This window comes from Longibacter sp. (assembly GCF_051155795.1).
In the GTDB taxonomy this organism is placed as follows: Bacteria; Bacteroidota; Rhodothermia; order Rhodothermales; family Salinibacteraceae; genus Longibacter.
Genome location: NZ_DAXETW010000099.1, coordinates 1 through 17,842 on the forward strand (window position 1 = coordinate 1; position 17,842 = coordinate 17,842).

At 61.3% G+C, this 17,842-nt stretch carries 21 protein-coding genes; 5 read left to right on the forward strand and 16 right to left on the reverse strand.

All coding sequences use genetic code 11. The features are described from left to right. The 7 genes from ACFCU0_RS10590 to ACFCU0_RS10620 form a co-directional block, all read right to left on the reverse strand. On the reverse strand, window positions 1–510 hold a 510-nt coding region (locus ACFCU0_RS10590), incomplete at its 3' end, for an ABC transporter substrate-binding protein (protein ID WP_434973640.1). A gap of 115 nt (window positions 511–625) precedes the next feature. Beyond that, window positions 626–874 carry a hypothetical protein gene (locus ACFCU0_RS10595; RefSeq protein WP_434973641.1) on the reverse strand — a complete coding sequence of 83 codons (249 nt, stop codon included), beginning with the start codon at window positions 872–874 and terminating at the stop codon, window positions 626–628. A gap of 207 nt (window positions 875–1,081) precedes the next feature. After that, a complete protein-coding gene (locus ACFCU0_RS10600; RefSeq protein ID WP_434973642.1) occupies window positions 1,082–1,486 on the reverse strand; it encodes a hypothetical protein in 405 nt (134 codons plus the stop codon). A gap of 352 nt (window positions 1,487–1,838) precedes the next feature. After that, a complete protein-coding gene (locus ACFCU0_RS10605; RefSeq protein WP_434973643.1) occupies window positions 1,839–2,960 on the reverse strand; it encodes an alpha/beta hydrolase family protein in 1,122 nt (373 codons plus the stop codon). A 105-nt stretch (window positions 2,961–3,065) separates the two neighbouring features. Continuing rightward, window positions 3,066–3,773: a DNA alkylation repair protein gene (locus tag ACFCU0_RS10610; protein WP_434973644.1), complete on the reverse strand. Its 708-nt coding sequence runs from the start codon at window positions 3,771–3,773 to the stop codon at window positions 3,066–3,068. Between the two features lie 88 nt (window positions 3,774–3,861). Beyond that, entirely contained in the window at window positions 3,862–4,734 is an 873-nt protein-coding gene (locus tag ACFCU0_RS10615) for a DUF6920 family protein (protein WP_434973645.1), read from the reverse strand. 137 nt (window positions 4,735–4,871) lie between these two features. Continuing rightward, window positions 4,872–5,327 (reverse strand): GNAT family N-acetyltransferase, encoded by a 456-nt coding sequence (locus ACFCU0_RS10620; RefSeq protein ID WP_434973646.1) that lies wholly within the window; start codon window positions 5,325–5,327, stop codon window positions 4,872–4,874. Window positions 5,328–5,634: 307 nt separating this feature from the next. On the opposite strand from ACFCU0_RS10620, the gene ACFCU0_RS10625 reads away from it, so the two are divergent. Further along, window positions 5,635–6,102: a hypothetical protein gene (locus ACFCU0_RS10625; RefSeq protein ID WP_434973647.1), complete on the forward strand. Its 468-nt coding sequence runs from the start codon at window positions 5,635–5,637 to the stop codon at window positions 6,100–6,102. Between the two features lie 208 nt (window positions 6,103–6,310). Here ACFCU0_RS10625 and ACFCU0_RS10630 read toward each other — a convergent pair whose 3' ends face one another. From ACFCU0_RS10630 to ACFCU0_RS10660, 7 genes are all read right to left on the reverse strand, one after another. Next, window positions 6,311–6,883 (reverse strand): class I SAM-dependent methyltransferase, encoded by a 573-nt coding sequence (locus ACFCU0_RS10630; protein ID WP_434973648.1) that lies wholly within the window; start codon window positions 6,881–6,883, stop codon window positions 6,311–6,313. A 229-nt stretch (window positions 6,884–7,112) separates the two neighbouring features. Beyond that, window positions 7,113–7,673, reverse strand: coding sequence for an OsmC family protein (locus ACFCU0_RS10635; RefSeq protein ID WP_434973649.1), 561 nt, complete (start codon window positions 7,671–7,673; stop codon window positions 7,113–7,115). 637 nt (window positions 7,674–8,310) lie between these two features. Then, on the reverse strand, window positions 8,311–8,739 hold the full coding sequence (locus tag ACFCU0_RS10640) for a GNAT family N-acetyltransferase (RefSeq protein ID WP_434973650.1): 429 nt from the start codon (window positions 8,737–8,739) through the stop codon (window positions 8,311–8,313). A gap of 527 nt (window positions 8,740–9,266) precedes the next feature. Beyond that, complete coding sequence (locus ACFCU0_RS10645; RefSeq protein ID WP_434973651.1) at window positions 9,267–10,286, reverse strand: hypothetical protein; 1,020 nt, start codon at window positions 10,284–10,286, stop codon at window positions 9,267–9,269. A gap of 183 nt (window positions 10,287–10,469) precedes the next feature. Beyond that, complete coding sequence (locus tag ACFCU0_RS10650; RefSeq protein WP_434973652.1) at window positions 10,470–10,949, reverse strand: hypothetical protein; 480 nt, start codon at window positions 10,947–10,949, stop codon at window positions 10,470–10,472. Window positions 10,950–11,541: 592 nt separating this feature from the next. After that, window positions 11,542–11,940, reverse strand: a complete 399-nt coding sequence (locus ACFCU0_RS10655; protein WP_434973653.1) for a hypothetical protein — start codon at window positions 11,938–11,940, stop codon at window positions 11,542–11,544. 790 nt (window positions 11,941–12,730) lie between these two features. After that, on the reverse strand, window positions 12,731–13,027 hold the full coding sequence (locus ACFCU0_RS10660; protein ID WP_434973654.1) for a hypothetical protein: 297 nt from the start codon (window positions 13,025–13,027) through the stop codon (window positions 12,731–12,733). Between the two features lie 654 nt (window positions 13,028–13,681). Here ACFCU0_RS10660 and ACFCU0_RS10665 point away from each other — a divergent pair. From ACFCU0_RS10665 to ACFCU0_RS10680, 4 genes are all read left to right on the forward strand, one after another. Beyond that, a complete protein-coding gene (locus ACFCU0_RS10665; protein WP_434973655.1) occupies window positions 13,682–14,296 on the forward strand; it encodes a DUF1326 domain-containing protein in 615 nt (204 codons plus the stop codon). A 204-nt stretch (window positions 14,297–14,500) separates the two neighbouring features. Continuing rightward, a complete protein-coding gene (locus tag ACFCU0_RS10670) occupies window positions 14,501–14,914 on the forward strand; it encodes a cupin domain-containing protein (RefSeq protein WP_434973660.1) in 414 nt (137 codons plus the stop codon). A 70-nt stretch (window positions 14,915–14,984) separates the two neighbouring features. Next, entirely contained in the window at window positions 14,985–15,884 is a 900-nt protein-coding gene (locus tag ACFCU0_RS10675) for an alpha/beta fold hydrolase (RefSeq protein WP_434973656.1), read from the forward strand. A gap of 144 nt (window positions 15,885–16,028) precedes the next feature. Next, the gene (locus ACFCU0_RS10680; protein WP_434973657.1) at window positions 16,029–16,799 is read left to right on the forward strand and encodes a DUF2182 domain-containing protein; all 771 of its coding nucleotides are present in this window, start codon (window positions 16,029–16,031) and stop codon (window positions 16,797–16,799) included. A gap of 54 nt (window positions 16,800–16,853) precedes the next feature. On the opposite strand, the gene ACFCU0_RS10685 is transcribed toward ACFCU0_RS10680, so the two are convergent. Then, a complete protein-coding gene (locus tag ACFCU0_RS10685; RefSeq protein WP_434973658.1) occupies window positions 16,854–17,312 on the reverse strand; it encodes a hypothetical protein in 459 nt (152 codons plus the stop codon). Between the two features lie 287 nt (window positions 17,313–17,599). Continuing rightward, window positions 17,600–17,842, reverse strand: a 243-nt coding sequence (locus ACFCU0_RS10690) for a universal stress protein (protein ID WP_434973659.1), incomplete at its 5' end; no start/stop codon positions are given.

A 17,842-nucleotide genomic window follows, 5' to 3' on the forward strand; every position in this document is an offset into this window, starting at 1 on the left:
GCCTTCCACGACCTCAAAGTTGTAAAACGCAAGCGTGGCAACGTCCGCATCCCCGTCAGCGAGGGCATTGGTGTGGTAAAAACCGCGGTTTACTGGCGTGAAGGCGTCTTCGTCGTACGTCCCGCCGTCCGCTTCGATCATGGTGCCGACGATTGCCGGTCCGCCGGGGCCGGGGGCGCCGGGGTACTGGATGCGGGCTCCCGCCATGTCGCGCGGCCGCTCGATGTCACCGTCGGTGCGGTACATCACGCCCCCGTTCGTGTGGAGAAAGCGAGCGAAGCCGACGACGGAGTGGCCGGTGGCACCGTCCTCGACGAGATGAAGCGGTTCGGTGATCGCGAGGTCCATCGTGCCGTCCTCGATGGCGTCGACGGCATCCAGATGCTCCTCCGGTTCGATAACTTCAAGGTCGATGCCGGCCTCCCGAAACCAGCCGTTTTCTTGTGCGATGAGAAGCGGCGTATGATCGGGATTCAAAAACCACTCCAGGCCGAGACGGACAGTTCGCATATATATGAGGCAGGTCGTTTAGAAAGGGAGATGACGGGCGGAGGGTTACGGTGCCAGGTTCGAGCGCAGGGCATCAATGCCCGAACGCTGAAACCTCAATATTCCCCTATGTGCATCATGCCGCGGCGACATCTTTCTCCGGGCGCACGACAAGCCAGACGAAGAGTCCGATGATCCACGTGATGGCGATCAGGATGACCAGCAGCAGACCGTTCCGGCCGCGCTTTTCCGCATCTCGATAGGCCCAGATGAGACTCAACGGGTAAAGCACCAGCGATGCCAGGGCGAACATTTTCCACAGAATGAGTCCGACATTGGGTTCCAACATGGTCGTTAGGATGAGTCCGGCATTGGCTGCCAGCATGATCGTTCGGAGTAGGATAGAGCGCGTGGCGATGGTCGGTCACCGGCCAGCACGTGATGCTGCGGGGAAGGTCCTGAGCCGCGTCGATCCATCGACTGCGGAAAGAGCACGGAAAAATGCACACACCAACAGGATACGAAAACCGATACGGAAATGCGGGAGCGGGAAGGGGCCGTTGTGCTCCTGCGGGTCGGGGCAGATGTCTCTTCACCGGTCCGCCGGGCGCGTGCGTCGGGCCCGTTGCCCCGCATGGCGGAGCAGGTCCCGATTGCGCCATTCCAGAATAGCCAGTCCGCCGACGTACACGGCCTCCCCGACGAAGTGGACGAAGGCGATCGGGGTGGCGTTCTCGACGAATAGTCCCAGCAGTCCCAGGCACACAAACGCCCATGTCAGGTTTGCGGCGACCAGGAGGCGGATCAGCGCCAGGGGGCGCTCCGCGCGCACGGCCAGCGAGAAGGAGAAGGCGCCGTACAGCAGGTTTACCGTTCCGGTAAACAGGAGTACCTCTTGCGGCAGTCCCTCCAGACGGCTGAGCCACCCACTGACAGCGATGACCGTCACGCCGGCCACCGCGGCGCCGATACAGTCTACCCACAGCAGTCGTCTCATGAGTATCGCGGGAACCGGGAGAGGGGATACGACCATCGACAGCGCGGAAGCGGCCGTCCATATCGCGGATGACAGGCGAAAGATACGATCTTCAATAGTGACGTGCTACAGCCTTCGATGAACGTCCTTCGGCTTCGTCGACGGGAGGGACCCGGCTACATTCGATGACGGTCCGCATGCTGCTGGGGCGTGCGCTGGTTGCCGAGCCCATGCCCAGTGTACCTGCGAGCGGGGGACGGCCAGGGCCATCGCCGTTGTGTCGAGGAGGACCGATCGCGGGGACCGGTTACGCCGGCTACTGGGGGTGTTCGGGCTTGCCAGCGGAGATCCAGGCCTGAACGGGTGGCGACCGTCAATCCGAGGAGGGAAGCGACCGATCGAAGAACCGTCGCGCGTCGGCTGCCACCCGTTTGTGGACGTCGCGGCGATCGATTCCGTCCTCATCTGCGCAGAGGGGCCGCATGAAGAGGCGGCCACGGAGGCTACATGGCGCCAGAAAGGTGTAGTGCCCGGCGCCGGGGATCATCTCCAGGTCTGCGCTCGGGATCATCTGTGCGACCGGTCGGGCGGTGACGTCGGGCACGGCCTGATCGTCGGCGGTACCGACGACGACTCGGACGGGGATTGATACGTTTGCCAGGCTTTCCGGGTCGAAGGCGGGCCCGAGCACCGGTGCGATGGCGAACGCGGCGCCGATGCGGGGGTCCTGGAACGACCGACCGGCCTCGCGGAGCGACGCCTGTGCCCGTTGATCCGTCGACAGGGATGCCTCGACCTCCGCCATTGTGAAAGGCGCCTCAGGGGGGAGCGAGCAGGTCGGCGTGGTACGGTGCGTTTCGCAGTACCGCTCCCAGGCGGCCCGGTCCACGCGGGCACCGGCCACGGAGAGAGCTGTGTAGCCTCCGAGAGAGAACCCGGCGACGCCGATCCGGGTGCTGTCGATGTGCGGGCCAAACCGTGCGTCTGCAAGTAGCGCGTCGATGACGGTACGAACGTCCCGTGCCCGCTCCCACCAGAGTACGAACCCGTGCGGGACCAGCCGCTCCTCCAGCGCGGTGTTGCCGTGATGGTGGACGGCGGCGACGAGGTATCCGTTTGATGCCAGTTCCTCCGCCAGCCAGGAGAGCTGTGCGGCCGCCCCGCCCGTGCCGTGCGACAGGATGACGAGCGGCAGCGGCGCGTTTCGATCCGAAAGCGGTGCATCCGGCGCTGTCCAGCCCGCACGGAAGACGCCCACGGTCCACGCCACCTCCTGTGCAGTCGAATCCGCCGGATACCAGACCGTCGTGGTGATCGGGCGCGGGCCCTCGCCCGTCCAGGCCGTACGCCCGGCGTCCGTAAACGCGAGGCCGGTCCGTCCCACGCGCGCCTCCCTGTCGGGGGGATTGGAGCACGCGCCGAGGAGGATGACGATGCTGATGATGAATAGACGGAAACAATTCACGATCGGCGCCGGAGTGTGAGTGTCGGGCATCGACGGATGCCGACATCATACGTTTGGGAGGGCAGATCGCCATGAGCAGAAAGCTACATGACGCCTCAGGTCGAGGCGCGATCGGTGCCCGGCACGCTCTGCCGATTACGCCGGCATAGATAGGGCTGTTCGCTTCCGGTCCTCGTCGAGAAGCTTCACTGCGGTCCGGAGCGTCGTCCGCGGCATCGACGTACGCCACGCCATCACGAAGTCGAAGACCTCGTCCGGATACCGTTTGCTTGCGTCTTTCAGCATCCAGCCACATCCCTTGTGGACCAGGTCATCCTCGTCCTGAAACAGAGCCCGGGCCACCTCGAAGGCCGGCTCAAGGTGCTTGCCGCGTCGAAGGCCGTAGATGAGACAGACCGCGGAAGCTCGCCTCATCCAGCGATTGGGAGACGCGGTCCACGGTTTCACCTTCTCAAGGAAGGAGGGATGGTCGACGAGGAACGCGCCGAGCGTGTGCGTGCAGAAGTCGTCGCAGTCGGTCCAGTCATTCACGTAGTGCGCGAGCCACCGGTGGAGCACGCCGAAGTGCTCCGGGGCCAGGCTTCGTCTGCAGCGATAGCTCCAGTCGAAGGCGATGACCTTATACTCGTACGTACCCGCTGTCAGCAGATCCTCGCAGAGATCGAGGATGTCCTCAATAGATCGGTCCCTGACGTCGTAGAAGTGTGCGGCGGCGATTTTTCGCACGACGGGAATCCGGACGCCCAGAAAGGTCGACACGTCCATGTTGAAGTGGTCACGGATGCGCGACCTGTAGGCTAAGTCGATGTGACCCTCCAGGTCTGCACGAAGAGCCTTGGTCACGGCTTCACTCACGGTGGTACCTCCCAGATTGACGTGATGATGTCCGGTACGACCGGCGCTTGCTTCGACGCGGTGGCTGGAATGAGCTTCAATCGGTTTCTCCTGCCGACGCACGGTCGTAGTCCAGGTGGGTGATATGGCCTCGCCAGTATGCCTTTTCGCCTTCCGGCAGCAGCCATGCCACCTCGGCATCGATCGGCACGAGCATGCCGTCTCGTTGCTCGTAGTTCCAGAACCGCCCCTGCCACGGCGTTGGCACGATCTCGTCCCCCACCGTTCGGCCGCGTGCCTCGGCCCGCACGGTCTCGATCAGGCCCTGATCGTCGAACGCAAACTGCATCGTGATGTCAGTGTCTCCGTCGGTCAGCGTGGCGATAGCGGAACGCTCGTCAACCGCCTCCCAGGTGTTGCCCGGGCCTGGCAGCAGAGCCGTCGGGTACCAGGACGCCTCGGCAAGATACCGCATGAGCTCGCCGTCGGCCAGTTCGCCCTTGCCACGAAGGTCCGCAATGGAGACGAGGCCGAGCAGCGCGACGTTCAGAATGCCCTCTCCGGCAATGTAGGCATCGTGGACGCGCGCCGGAACGCCCGGCAGAACGGCCACGCGACCGTTCCACACGAACCCCGGGCGATGGGTGGAGACCCACTGCTCGGACGTGAACGGCTTCCACTGCTCCCCCGTCTCGCTCATGTTGAACGTGCCCTCATGCTGTACATGCGCACGGGTGACGACCGGTTGCCCGTCCGTAAGCACCGTTCGAAAGTAGCGTTGAACCGGGGCGGGCAGTCCGTCGAGGTCGCCGAAATCGACGGTCCGTTTACCGACTGGCGGCCGTGCGGCGTCGAGCCGGCTTCGTAACGCCTGTGTTTTTCCGTTCCACCGCAGGGCCCCGAATGCGAGACTCGCCGCGTAGACGATCCCGATGGACAGTACGATCAGGGCGACAATGTCCCAGCCCATTCTGTGCTCCTCGTCGGATGAATGTAGAAGATGATGAATGAAGAAAGCGACACTGATAGCACATTTCGCCGTCACGCCGCCGCCATCCAATCCGCACGGGTGATCTCGTAGCGGGCGATCGGGTCCTTGTCACTCCACTATGGGTTCTCGTGCGTCTCCGTGTGCTTAAAGGCGAAACCCAGTTTCTCAAGCACGCGGCGCGACGGGGCAGTGCATTCGAGAGGGCGGGCAAAGACCCGGTTGATGCCGACGGTCTCGAAGGCAAAGCGCACGGTTTCCCGGCCGGCCGCCGTCGCGTATCCGCAATTCCAGAACGGTTTGCCGATCCAGAAGCCAAGTTCGGCGACCTCCTCCGTTACACCGACCAGCCCGCAGACGCCGACCAGTGGGCCGTTGGCCTTTCGGATCGCGAAGGCATATTCCTCTCCCGCCTCGTGTTTGGGCATGACGTAAGCGATCCACGCGGCGGCTCCGTTCTCCGGATAGGGTTCCGGAAGGTTCGTTGTGGCCACAACGTCCGGATCCGACGCCAGGCGCTGCACGTCCTCGGCGTGATGCGGTGCGATGGGTTCCAGGGAGACGTCCGCGGTCACGGAACAATCAGGGTTGCGTTGGAAAGGGACCGGCGAGGCATGCACAGCGCACGGAGGTGGCATGCCGGTCCGCGTGACGGCGGTATGGGATACGACCGGAACCGGTGCGTCGAAGGTTCCCTGCGAGTCGAGGACCGCAGCCGTTGAGGTCCGCATCTCAGTCCGTGGTTTAGACGACGGGGACTGCCCATTTGGTCGAACGATCGTCCTTTCCCCGGATCAGTGTGCGCTGATACTACTGTATCCGGCAGGCCGGCTTCGTACAATGGGGGAAGGATCGGCCTTTCTTCACCATCAACATCGTACGATGATGAATACAATCCCGAACACATTCACCTCTAAGGCGCTTTTCCTGACTGTATTCGCCCTGTTGGTCACGCTGGTCGCAGCGGCGACAGCGCCCGCATTTGCCCAGGAGGAAGAGAAAAACGTTGTCGTCCACATTGGACAGTATTCCAACGATCTGCATTCTACCACGATGGGCGTCAGCCTGGCGCACCAGATGCAAGAAGCCGGTGCCGACGTCACCATTTTCGTCGACCGCGAAGCCGTGCGGATGGGCGAACAGGGGCAACCGCTCCTAACATACGGCGACTCGGACCTCAGCACGCTGTTGTCGAACTACATCGACGGCGGGGGTTCGGTGCTTGTTTGTCCGCACTGCGCTGAACTCGGAGGCGTGGAGCCGGACGAGTTGCGAGATGGCTTCACGATGGGCACGCCGGAATCGATCACCGCGCTCTTCATGAACGCGGACACGGTCATCAGTTACTGAACCGGTGCGGGGATGGGCGTCCGGAGCCGCGAGTATCATCCCGGGCGCCCCTCGCCGGCGGCCTTCGGGTAACCGGGGAGACGCCTCGGACCGACGACACCGACCGCAAGCGAAGAGAAGTAGGCGTCGCCCTCTAGGGAAAGCGTCGTTCGTCGGAGGTAAATGAGGATCGAAAGGTCTGACTTGAAAGCAGACCCGTTGCGCATCGCTACGCCGTTTTCTCCGCGACAAACACGAAATTATCCCACGCATCGTGGTGGCTGGTCTGCAGGCGCATCCCGGCGTTCTCTATCACATCCCGGTACCCGCCTACGCCCAGCGATATATACTGGAAGGTCACTCCGTTCATCTCGCCTTCGGTGGCTCCTTCGACTTCCGCCGACGTGAAGAGGAGCAGTCCACGCGGTTTCAGCCAAGATGCAACCTTCCGGACCACGACTCGCTGCTTGGCCTCCGGCAGGTGAAACAGAACGCCCCAGGCGACGACAGCCTCGAACGACTCGGTCGGGAAGTCGGCCTCTTCGGCTCGGGTGCAACGCGTCGGAACGTCGGGGAAGTGGGCCCGATAGCGAGCGATCATCTCCGGCGAACTGTCCAGTGCAACGACGTCGAACCCTTCCCGGACAAGGAACCGGGAGATCGGAATGCCGTCCCCGCACCCCAGATCCAGGACGCATGCGCGGGGAGATAGCCTGCGAGCGACATCCGCGACATCCGGAATGCCGACGTCCGGATCGCGCGCCGCAACGTACCACTCGGCAATCTGATCGTACTCTTGCATGTCACCTGAAAGAATAGACCGTCACGCAGGTGTGACAGGCCGGTGCGACATGGGTCACCCCCACGATCCCGCTGGGACAGTCCTGCGCGGTGTCGGCTTGTAGTAATTTATCCCCCCTCCACATTGGCTGCAGCAGGCCCCTCGCATATTCAGCTACAGCGCGATTGTAGGGGTCAGTTGGTAAGATTTGCATGCGTTGCTCTGTAGGTCGAACACTTGCAGGTACCGATCAGCCTGTGCCCGGATTGTCGGCGCCGTCGAAGGTTGTCTCAACCGGTACGCCGGAACGCAGCGTCTGCAGAACGACGCAACTGTGCTCGGCAGCGGCCAGAAGCTTCTTCATCAGCTTCGGGTCGGTACCCTCGGCGGCGTCGATGTCGACGTGGCATTGCATTCCTTGAAAGCCAACAGGGACGGTTCGGTCGACGAGCAGCGTTCCTCGAACATCAACGTCAGCTGTGACGTCAACCTCAAGAGAGGTCAGTTTGACACCCAGACGCTCAGCGATCATGCGGATGGTCGAATCCAGGCAAACACCGAGGGCAGCACACAGCACGTCTCCGGGGTTCGGGGCGTCGTGATGCCCGCCGACGGCGCGGTGAATGCCAAAGGACCACGTAACACCGTGGTCTTCACTGCCGGGTACGACGTGGCCGTGAAAGGCATCGGTATCGGTACCTCCCGTGGTTCGTGCTCGGTCGGTGATCGCCGCCTCGTCGGGGGCGTTCTCGTAACGCTCACGAAGAGGGTCTTGCCGGTCGCGTACACTTGACGTCTTTTGCTCAGTCATCGGTCGATATCTGTTGATTGGACGGATCTGGGCGAATCGCGTGCTCGCATTGGTTCGTCGGTGAGGCCGAACCACGGTTGAGTTGAAGGGCTCCTACCCCTGCGGTTCTCGCACGTCTGGACAAGGAGCCCCAACCAAGGTACATCCCTCAGAGAACCGTATTGGTTAATAGAATAAAGAGGACGAAGGTGAGGACGCAAAGGCCGAATGCGATCCGGCCAGTTGCCATTTTCAGAGGTGTCTCCCCATCCGTCTACGTCCCGGGTGCCGTTGTTCTGAATCGTCGTTGTGTGAATCAGGGGCTCGATAGCGGATAGCACCCACAGGCGGTGGGCAAGAGAGGACAGCTACCGAAATATAGCAAGATGTACGACCAAATGCTGATGGCGATCGAATACAGCATAGGCCCATCGTTTCGTGCAGCGCCGTGGAATACGGTAGAGGGAACGCGACGATCGCTTACTACGCGGTTTCAGCCTGCCTCGGTCTGGACAATTGTACAGGCCGCAGACAGGCCGCGGAGCCAGCCCGTGCGAAGACGCACTGGCGACGCGAAAGAGACATCGAGGGCTGGGCAAACGTGCGGCGCAACGGGTCGCGTTATGTCGCAGCACCTACTGGTGCTGTTGATCAAACGTCACGTACACGGGACGGCTAACTCCTCGCCTCCGGCGCTCCCGTAGAGTTGTCGAGCAGGCGTGTTCTCTTCATCCGTCAGTACCCACGCCTCCACGCACCCCAGAACCCGGCCCTTCTCCAGGAGTGCTTGGACTAATGACCGGCCAATGCCACGGCGCTGGTGCGTGGGGGCTACACCAACCTCGTTGATCCAGAGCTCAGTCGGCTTATCTGGGTGGACGGAATGAACGGCCGACCCGATTCCCACAACGCGTCCCACAACGCGTCCTGCATCGAGGGCAACAGCAAGGTGGTGGCGGTCGTCCGACAAGAACTCGGCTACAAGGTCGGATTGGATCGGGCCGTCGAACACGTCCGGGGCCACGTCAGCGAGCACCTCCTGGTCGGCAGAATTGAGGAGCCGAATGGACACAGACGATGTGGACATGGATGCGGCACCCTGTCTCGGTGAGAAGCGGGACCGGTTCTTTACGTCCGTTGCCAGGACTTGGGGGCTCTAGACGTGCCAGGCTTGTTAAGCTCGTTTGCTCCGATACCCAGAGCCTTTCCGTTACATCGGCCTCCGCGTGGCCGCTCCACAAAGCAGAGGAGTATGCAAGGTCGCGGCATGGCTGCGACACCGAGACTGTATCGATGCAATATCAGCTGCGGAGACCATGACGGGAGGTCGGACGCCAGAAGACGTCCCTGGAACGCTACGCTCCTTTCCTTTCACAGACAAGACCGCTGCAGCCCAGCTTACCACCTCCGCTGGCATCGACGTCAGCAAATGCCACCTTGATGCCGAAGACCGGCGTCGGACGCATCGTTTCCGCAACGTAAGCGCAGGCCGTATACGTTGTGTTATACCGAAAGCATCCGCGTCGGACGCTGAAGGTCAGCAGCCTAACCTTTCGTTTCGGACGGCTTGCTGCAACACGGAAAGAAGCAATCACACATGCGATCTGCTTTCCACTACGTACCTTCCTGCCTGTCCTGCATGGAAGCTCTGTCGTCCGCGTCGTCGTTGCCAGAGAAAGACGCGTGTGCCTCAATATTGCCGCGGGCGATAACAGTCGAGCGGTTCGCGTTGCTCTCGTACACAGCGACGTGCCCGTCGATGTCGGTGAAGAAATTGAACCGTTTCCGAAGGACTCTCGAGCTTCTCGCCGCGGGGTCCCTGCCGCTGATCGGGCTCAGTGAGAGCAAGATGTCGCCGCCCCCCGACGCACTCCTCCCGCGGATGGAGATCGGATGAGACACGTCGGCTCCGGTCCCGCCGGAGGACGGCGCAGAGTCCAGTGCGACCGTTACCAGCGTTTTCCCAGAGGTCAGTTCCCGAAACCGGACGGTCCCTGAACGTCCATCCGGCACGGCGCGCCCATCGTTCTGCACGGCGCGGAGATCGATGACCTGCGTCCGCGGGTCCGTGACGAGGTCGAGCCCCGGGTCTCTCGTGGTGCCGTCGGCGTTCGCCCCGATGTTGCCATCAGCTATCACCGTAGAATCCCCGATGCGTTCGCGAATCTGGACGTGCCCGTCGAAATCCAGAAATGCGTCGATCGGTTTCGGTATCAGGCGGGCGCTCTCGAGCGTGGTTGTCCGCGCATCGATGGGGCTTAAGCGATGGATTCGCTCCCCTTCAAGGGACACGGGGCCGCGGCGGATGGACCCAGCGAAGGAAACCTGCGGAGGGCCCGGGTCCGGGCGCCGATTCAAGCTCGCAGATAGGTCTAGCGTCACGAGGGTGGAGTCGCCGCCCAGGTCGTACATCGTCACCTGGCCGCTCCGACCGAGCGGGAACGCCCCGTCGTTCGGCCGGGCCTCCAATTCGTAGGAGATGGCGGCCGGGTTGTCCTCCTGCATGTCCTGGTCCTGCATGCCATTCCCCGGTCCGTCGCACCCGGTTCCGATAAGTGCGCCACCAGCGACGAGTACAGCAAGGAGAATAGAGTCGAGCAGGCGCGCTGGTGCGATCATCGTAGATATCCTCATTTCCGAGATCGAATGATAGAGACAGACGACCGACCGTGCCGGGGCCGAGAAGATTGAAGAATGCTGACTTTCCGGGCGCCAGGAACACACCGATGCTTAAATATAGCAAAGCATACAGCCAAATGCTTGGGCTGATTTGCGTCGGCACTTGCTGGTCGTCGGGCGCTGCACCGTGTCACGCAGCTAGGATTCTGGACACGTGCGTCGCGTCATGCGCGCCCGCACAGATCCGCGACTCGGCCTGCCGGGGCGGATCGCATCGGTCACAACGACGAGATGTCCCGTAAACGTACCGATCGGGTCCGGCCGCTCGTGGACGCGGATGGACATCGCAACGGGGTGCAAGTACCGACTCAGCAGGATTCCATCCCGCAGCGGGATCCAGTACCGAAACGGCCCCAAATCGCCGGTACCGGGGGATTCAAGCATTCGTCCCTCCTCCGGTGAAAAGTGCGGCGACGAATCAGGTGACAATTTGACCCAGGCGGGAATGTCCGGCGCGGACGTGATGTGCTGCAAAGAGTCCGGCCAGGTCTCCACCGACACGCTGTAGCAGCCCGTGTAGGCCTCCGCCGGCGAAGTAGCTGTTTCACCCACTTGAGCGACGGCCGGACGCAACGCAAGAACGAGCGCGAAAGCCGGTAGACACGCAAAGCGAAGCATGGGCCAGAACTTTAGGGGGGGTGAAGTCGGACGCATGAGCGTGTTCTCGGGACCACTTTCGTTCTGCTGAATACGCTAGATGCGTTTGTGTTGTCGCGCTCGCCTCGCCTGAGAAAACGTAAATCGGTGTCCGACACGATTCGGCGGTCGAAATTTGTTCGCCTATAACCGGTGCCGCCAAAGTAATCGGAGCAATCCGTTTCAGCGGTGCCACTCCTTGAAGCGCGTAGGGATCACATGATTCGCGCCTCTCTGGCATATCATACTGCACGGCACTATCCAGGTATTGAAAGCGGTGAAAGGATTATTGCGACGACAAGAATAGCGGAAAGAAGAATCGATACGATCAGTCCCAGTATCGTAATTACGGTCACTTTCCAAACAGGCGCTGGATCCAGGTCCTCCCGGACCTCAACATGTAGCTGATCTTCCTCGAACCGGTGATATGTGCTCAGTGCAAGACCAGGCCATAACCCTCAAAGGCCACGCCGACGTATGACCGAAGCGATCGATTTCCATGGTGATGGACCCGGCAGAAAACAGCACCCGCCCTATGTCCGCGACGATGGTCTTGTGACACCACCTCAAAGCATCACGCCTTCTCGTAGCCCCACTCCATCAGACGGCCGTGCTCCCCGGCATAGAAGCAGCGCAGGGCTTTTTCCATCTTCTCACGTGCCATAGGCGGACTCGACTGAAAGCGTGTGTTTGCGAATGGAAGAAAGCTGACCCACTTCTCCTTGAAGGCATATGTGAAGTACGCTTTTCCTTCCGGGAGAAAGACGACCTGGAAGCGGCTGCCGTCTTCTGCGATGATTGAGAAATTGGGACGGCACCAGGTCTCGCCTGCCTCGTCCTCTGGCTTACACTGGGCGAGTTCTTCTTCCCAGTGTGGTTGCCGCATGAGGCGGCTCGCCTCCTCATGTGTAAGCGGCTCGCCTTCGGAGGAGGAAAAATCCGTGTGTTGGATGAAATGCGAAGTGACTTCCATAGGAAGGTTGTATAGCGTGGAAGTTCAGGCGCGACGGGCTACGAACCGTTTGACGGGCATTCGGGCGTATCACCTTGCGAAATCCGCTATATCCCGTCGCCGGCTGCAATGGGGTGGTAATGCACTCGTTAACTATCGTGGGAATGTGTAGCCTGCTCCGAGACCGGCCCAGTGACTCAAATCCCCTTCAGCGATGACGGGCGTGTACGCCACTCGAAGGAAAAGTCCGCCTTCTGACTGCTGATACCTGTAGCCTGCGCTGAGTGTCGGAATTGCCATTCCGTTTGCCTCTCCAGGTTCAGGGTCCGATCCAAAATGCGGTTCGAACGAGCGATTAGCCAGATAACCGAGCAACATACCAGCTCCCATTTCGGCCCGGTGGGCCTTCCAACCAGGAAGAAAAGTCACCATAAGGGGGCCTCCGTAGAGGCCTATCCCTGCAGTTTCGATTGCTGTCAGTCCAGCTCGAACACTTACGTTTTGACTGAGTCGGTAATCCGCATTTACCGAATAGATCCATCCATTTCCACCCGCCTCGCCAAATACAGTTGTCCGGGCGAGGTTCGTACTCTGAGCGTTCACATCTCCCCCAGGCAAAACGGCTGCGAAGAAAATGCTCATAACAAGAACGAGCTGGAAAATGAGCATAGATTTGAAAACGCTATAATGGTCAAATCTCAGGTGCGAAACGTCGCGTCACAGCAGTCAGAAAAGCGAGAGTACTGGTAAATTACTGAGCGAAGCGCCGATGGACGCGCTTTTCGTCCATTCCAGCGCTGGCGTACGATCGTTAGTACTCATACGAGGGAACGATGCGCACGTCTTCGGGATCGCCGTCGGTTTGCAGGCGAGCCAGGCTATCTGTGTAGAACCTGCCGACCGCTTTGGCCATCGTCTTTCCGGTGTGTCGAAGGAAGATTTGCACCTTCCCGTACCAGGGTTTGCCCTGCATCGGCTTGCCGTACGGTTCCCAGCCTTCACCTTCAGGAAGTGGGCTAAATTGCGGTGGCGCGTCTGGAGCGATAGACCCTTGACTCCCGTGCACGTATTCCTGCTTCCAGTCGTAGTCCAGTACCTCTCGAAGCAAAAGCCAACGTGGGTCTGGATGGTCGCTCTCACCATAGGTGAAGGTCGCGAAATCAGACCTCGGCTCGCCCGAAGCGCATGTCGTATTCGCCCGATGAGTCCTACCCGAAAAGCATACGGAATTACGAACATGATTTGGGTAAGTTCCAGTATGATTTCTTTCGGGCTCCCGGGCGCTCGGCATTGATCCGCGGCGCGGAGCGCACGTGAGGCTCCTATGCCCGTGGAGGACGGCCTCAAAAAGGAGCCATGATCCGACCCGGTCGGCCGCTACAGGTTGGGCTCCCATTCATCTCCTGCGTCGGATGTGCATCGACCGTCGTCATGCGCTCCCCGGCCTCGTCTCTTGTCGTCCGGCATCGTCCCCGCGGGATCTGAGAGGACGCGCCGTATCTCGCGTGATGCAGTTGGATGGACCTGCCAGGCCCCTGCCCGTCGACGGTCGTCGTTTGCACCCTTCAAAAAAACGAGTCCGGTATGTCGTGATGCGTCCGTGGTTCACGCAATGTAGAGGTGAGGGATCGCACGAGAAGAATACGGGGCACATCGTGAGCTCGTAGCAGGAGCACGACGTCAGCGTGGCCTCGCTTCGTGCCTCTGATCGTGCTTGTAGCGATACATCATCTACATTGAACGCGCAGACACAACGCATCCCATGACCGATCAATGGAAACTCGAGGGCCAGTACATGGAAGCCTGCACGTGCGAGGTTGCCTGTCCGTGCATCATGCTGAGCGACCCGACGGAAGGGACGTGCACGGCCATGGTTGCCTGGCACATTGAGAAGGGTACGTACAGCGGGACCGAGCTTGACGACCTGAACGTCGTCGTGGCACTTCACACACCGGGCAACATGGCCGACGGCGACTGGAAAGCTGCTCTGTATCTGGACCGTCGGGCCGACGAACCGCAGCAGGACGCGCTGGCGACGATCTTCGGCGGCGAGGCGGGCGGCCACCCGGCGCATCTAACCGAACTCATCAGCGAGGTCCGTGCGGTCGAGGTCGTCCCGATGGCATTCGAGACCGACGGGAAGCACGGGCGGCTTCGCATCGGTGAGGTCGGCCAGATTGGATGTGCCGACGTGGCACCGATCGAGGGGCAGAACGGGGAAGCACCGACCGTCCAGGATCACCCGCTCGCCGTGGCGCCCGGACATCCGGCCACGGTTGCGAGAGCAAGTCGCGCACACTTCGACGCTCATGGCATCGAGTTCGACGTGGCCGGTCGCAATGCGCTGCTCTCCCCCTTCTCTTACGCGGGACCCTGACGATCTGCGAAATGAGCGGGCCACTCCCCTCGCCCTCCACTTCCGTCGCTGCCGGTGACCGTGCATGTCCGCAGTGCGAGAATCGGGGCTGTCAGATGGCTCACGGCCGTCCGGTTACCTGCGACCGTTTCTCCTCCCTTGCCACGAAAGAAACCCATGAAACCTACACTGTTTTCCTCTACGATTCTCGTACTTTTTCTCCTGATGTTCGCTCCGAGAGCCCACGCGCAGGACGCTCCCCACACGTGGACCGCGGACGACCCGGATCTCGAATGGGGAGCGTGTCCTGCGTTTATGCCGGAGAGCTGCGCGATCGCCGTGCTTCAAGGGGCTCCCGACCAGCCCAACGCGGATATTTTCTTCAAGATGGCGCCCGGCACCGCCATCCCGTCCCATCGACATACATCCGTGGAACGAATGGTGCTCGTCTCGGGCGAGATGCAGGTCACGTATAAAGGCCACGACCCGGTCGTGCTGCGACCGGGGACCTACGCGTTCGGTCCTGCGGAGCTGCCGCACGAGGCGTCCTGTGCCGTCGGTGAAGAATGCGTTCTGTTCATTGGATTCGAAGAGCCGATCGATGCGATGCCGGCAGAGCCCGTCGCCGTCGATCAGTAACGCTGTAGAGGTGCCAGCAGCGACCCGGTGCCCAGGGAGATCCACTGAATCAGAACCGGAGAGCTAACTCATGCCAACAGCCAGCGTCAATGGCGCGGATCTGACCTATGAAGACGTCGGTGACGGCGAGCCCGTCGTGTTCGTCCATGGCTCTGCAAGCGACCACAGAACGTGGATTGCCCAGACGGAAGCATTCGCCAAGGAATTTCGGGTCATCTCGTACAGTCGACGCTACCACTGGCCGAATGAGCCCATTTCGGACGGCGCGCGATACATCATGGACGAACACGTCGACGATCTGCGGGCGCTCATTCATTCACTTGACGCCGCACCGGCACATCTCGTCGGACATTCCTACGGCGCATTCCTTTGTCTGCTGCTTGCCATCCGGGAGCCGTCTCTCGTGCAAAGCCTTGTGCTGGCTGAGCCCCCGGTACTCACTCTATTCGTAAGCAACGACCCGAAGGTATTGGAACTCCTCAAGACGTTGCTTACCCGTCCTCGAACCGGTGCAGGGATCTTGCGGCTCGGAATTCAGGGGATTGATCCGGCGAAGAAGGCGTTCGAGCACGGAGATCGGGAAACCGGTCTCCGGACGTTCGTCGATGCCGTGTTAGGGGACGGAGCCTACGATGGTCTTCCAGAGGTTCGTAGCAAGCAGGTGCATGATAACGCCGAAAGTCTTCGAGCGGAGCTGCTCGGGCCGGGATTCTCGCCCCTTGAGGTGGAGAAGGTGCAGCAGATACAGGCGCCTACCCTGCTGGTGACCGGGGAAAACAGCATCGGGCTGTTTCACCGTCTGATCGACCGTCTTGAAGAACTATTGCCACGCTACGAGCGAACCGAAATTCCCGATGCGCCGCATACGATGCATGAAGCGAACGCACCTGCATTCAACGCAGCTGTTCGATCATTCCTCGAAAAGCATCACTCAGCGGGCGGGCGGTTCCCGGCCGCCGATGCTGTCTAAGTCAGCGCGAAGTGTCTCTGTTTCTCTCTGTTCTCATACTGCGTTCGGTGCTCATCGCGGCCCTCTGATCGCGTCTGTCGTCTTGAATCAGCACCAGTAAAGGGTTGCCCCGGTCTCCGTTTTTCCCTGCGAACCCAGACCTCTATGTCTTCGCCGTTGTTACAGACCTCCGTTCTTCAACGAGATCGGCTGCTCATTTTAGCCGGACTGCTTGTTCTTACGGTCCTTTCCTGGGCCTACATGGCAGAGATGGCGATCGACATGAGCATGGCGTCGTCGGCCTCGCCCCGGCAGGCGTGGAACGTGGAAGCATTCGGCCTCGCCTTTGGAATGTGGTCGATCATGATGATGGGGATGATGCTGCCCTCGGCCTCGCCGATGGTGCTGACCTTCCACGGCATCAGCCGGCGCCGTGCGGACGAGAACGCGATGGGTAACACGGCTCTATTCGTTGTCGGATACGTCCTCGTCTGGGTCGGCTACAGTGCCGGAGCGGCTCTTATGCAGGGGGCCTTCCACGCAGCGGCTTTGCTGACGCCGATGGGGGCGAGCACGAGTCCGTACCTCGCGGGCGGCCTTCTCATTATCGCCGGCCTGTATCAGTTTGCGCCGCTGAAAGACGCCTGCATGACCGGCTGCCGCTCGCCGATGGGCTTTCTCATGGCGGAGTGGCGACCCGGCCGCCGCGGGGCGTTGGTGATGGGGTGGCGCCACGGCTTGAACTGCGCGGGGTGCTGCTGGGCGACGATGGCGCTCATGTTCGTTCTCGGCGTGATGAACCTGCTCTGGATGGCTGCGCTCACAGCGCTTTGCCTGATCGAGAAGGTTGCTCCGGCCGGCGACCGGTTCGGGCGCCTCGCCGGTGTCGGGTTTATCGGCTGGGGCACATGGCTTCTGGGCAGGGCGATGCTATGACGGCCGGCCGGTTCCCCATGCGTCATCGGCGGTTCTCCTGGACGGCACAAGCCCTTACCCGTGCTCGTGGCGCATGGAGCCGCCGATTGCCATTGCTGCGAAGAAAAGCACGAGATCTTTGATCAGGTACTGTCCCTCGGGGGTCGGGACGAAGGGAAACGAGACAAACGTGATGTCGGGGAGAAGCAGGAATGCGAGGATCGTCCCGGGAATGCGGAGCAGGAGCAGAAAGAGCGCCAGCCGCACCAGCGGGCGATACAGCATCGACAGACCGATGGCGACCTCCCACCAGCCCAGGATTAGCACCATCGTGTCCGGGGAGCCCCAGTAGACGGTGTGGGCAAGAAGAGACGTGGCCGTCGTGTGGCCCATTGGCTTCAGAAGGCCGAGCCAGATGAACAGCACGCCGAGCGATACGCGATGAAGCCGGTGGCCGTACAGGTCCAGCCAGTGAATCATACGGCTGTCCAGCGAGATCAGCCGGCGCCGGAGCGTGGAAGAGCGTTCAGGCATAACGAACGGGCCGACATGAGACGAGAGACTGGGCGACCACTCCCCCGGCACCACAGCAGCCCCGATTTTATCAAGGGGACGAATGACAGGTGACTCCTCGACGAGGCCGCGCGGATCGTCATCAGCCAGACGGCGCCGGGCCCTCTCCAACCAGGACGCATGCTTTGAGTCGTGTCTCCACCTGAGGCGAAGGGGAATACGTCGTTGCGTCCGGCCCCCGCGAATGAGGTGCGACCCCGTTCATGACGCGTCCGGGCTGTCGTGTACCGGTTATCGTATCCGGAGTCTTATGGCAGCGAAGGAAACGACCGGCAGGATAGCACCGGGCCATGCGCTTCTCGAAGCACGCCTTCCGCAACGCTCCCCAGCATCATGCGCTTCACCCCCGACAGTCCGCGCGTGGCCATGACCACCAGGTCGCTCGGAGAGGATGCAGTCTCGAGGATCGAGCCGACGGGGTTGCCGGCGTGGACGGCACAGTTGGCGTTTCGGTCGTCCGGAATCATCTCCTCCGCCCACGCCTCGACTTC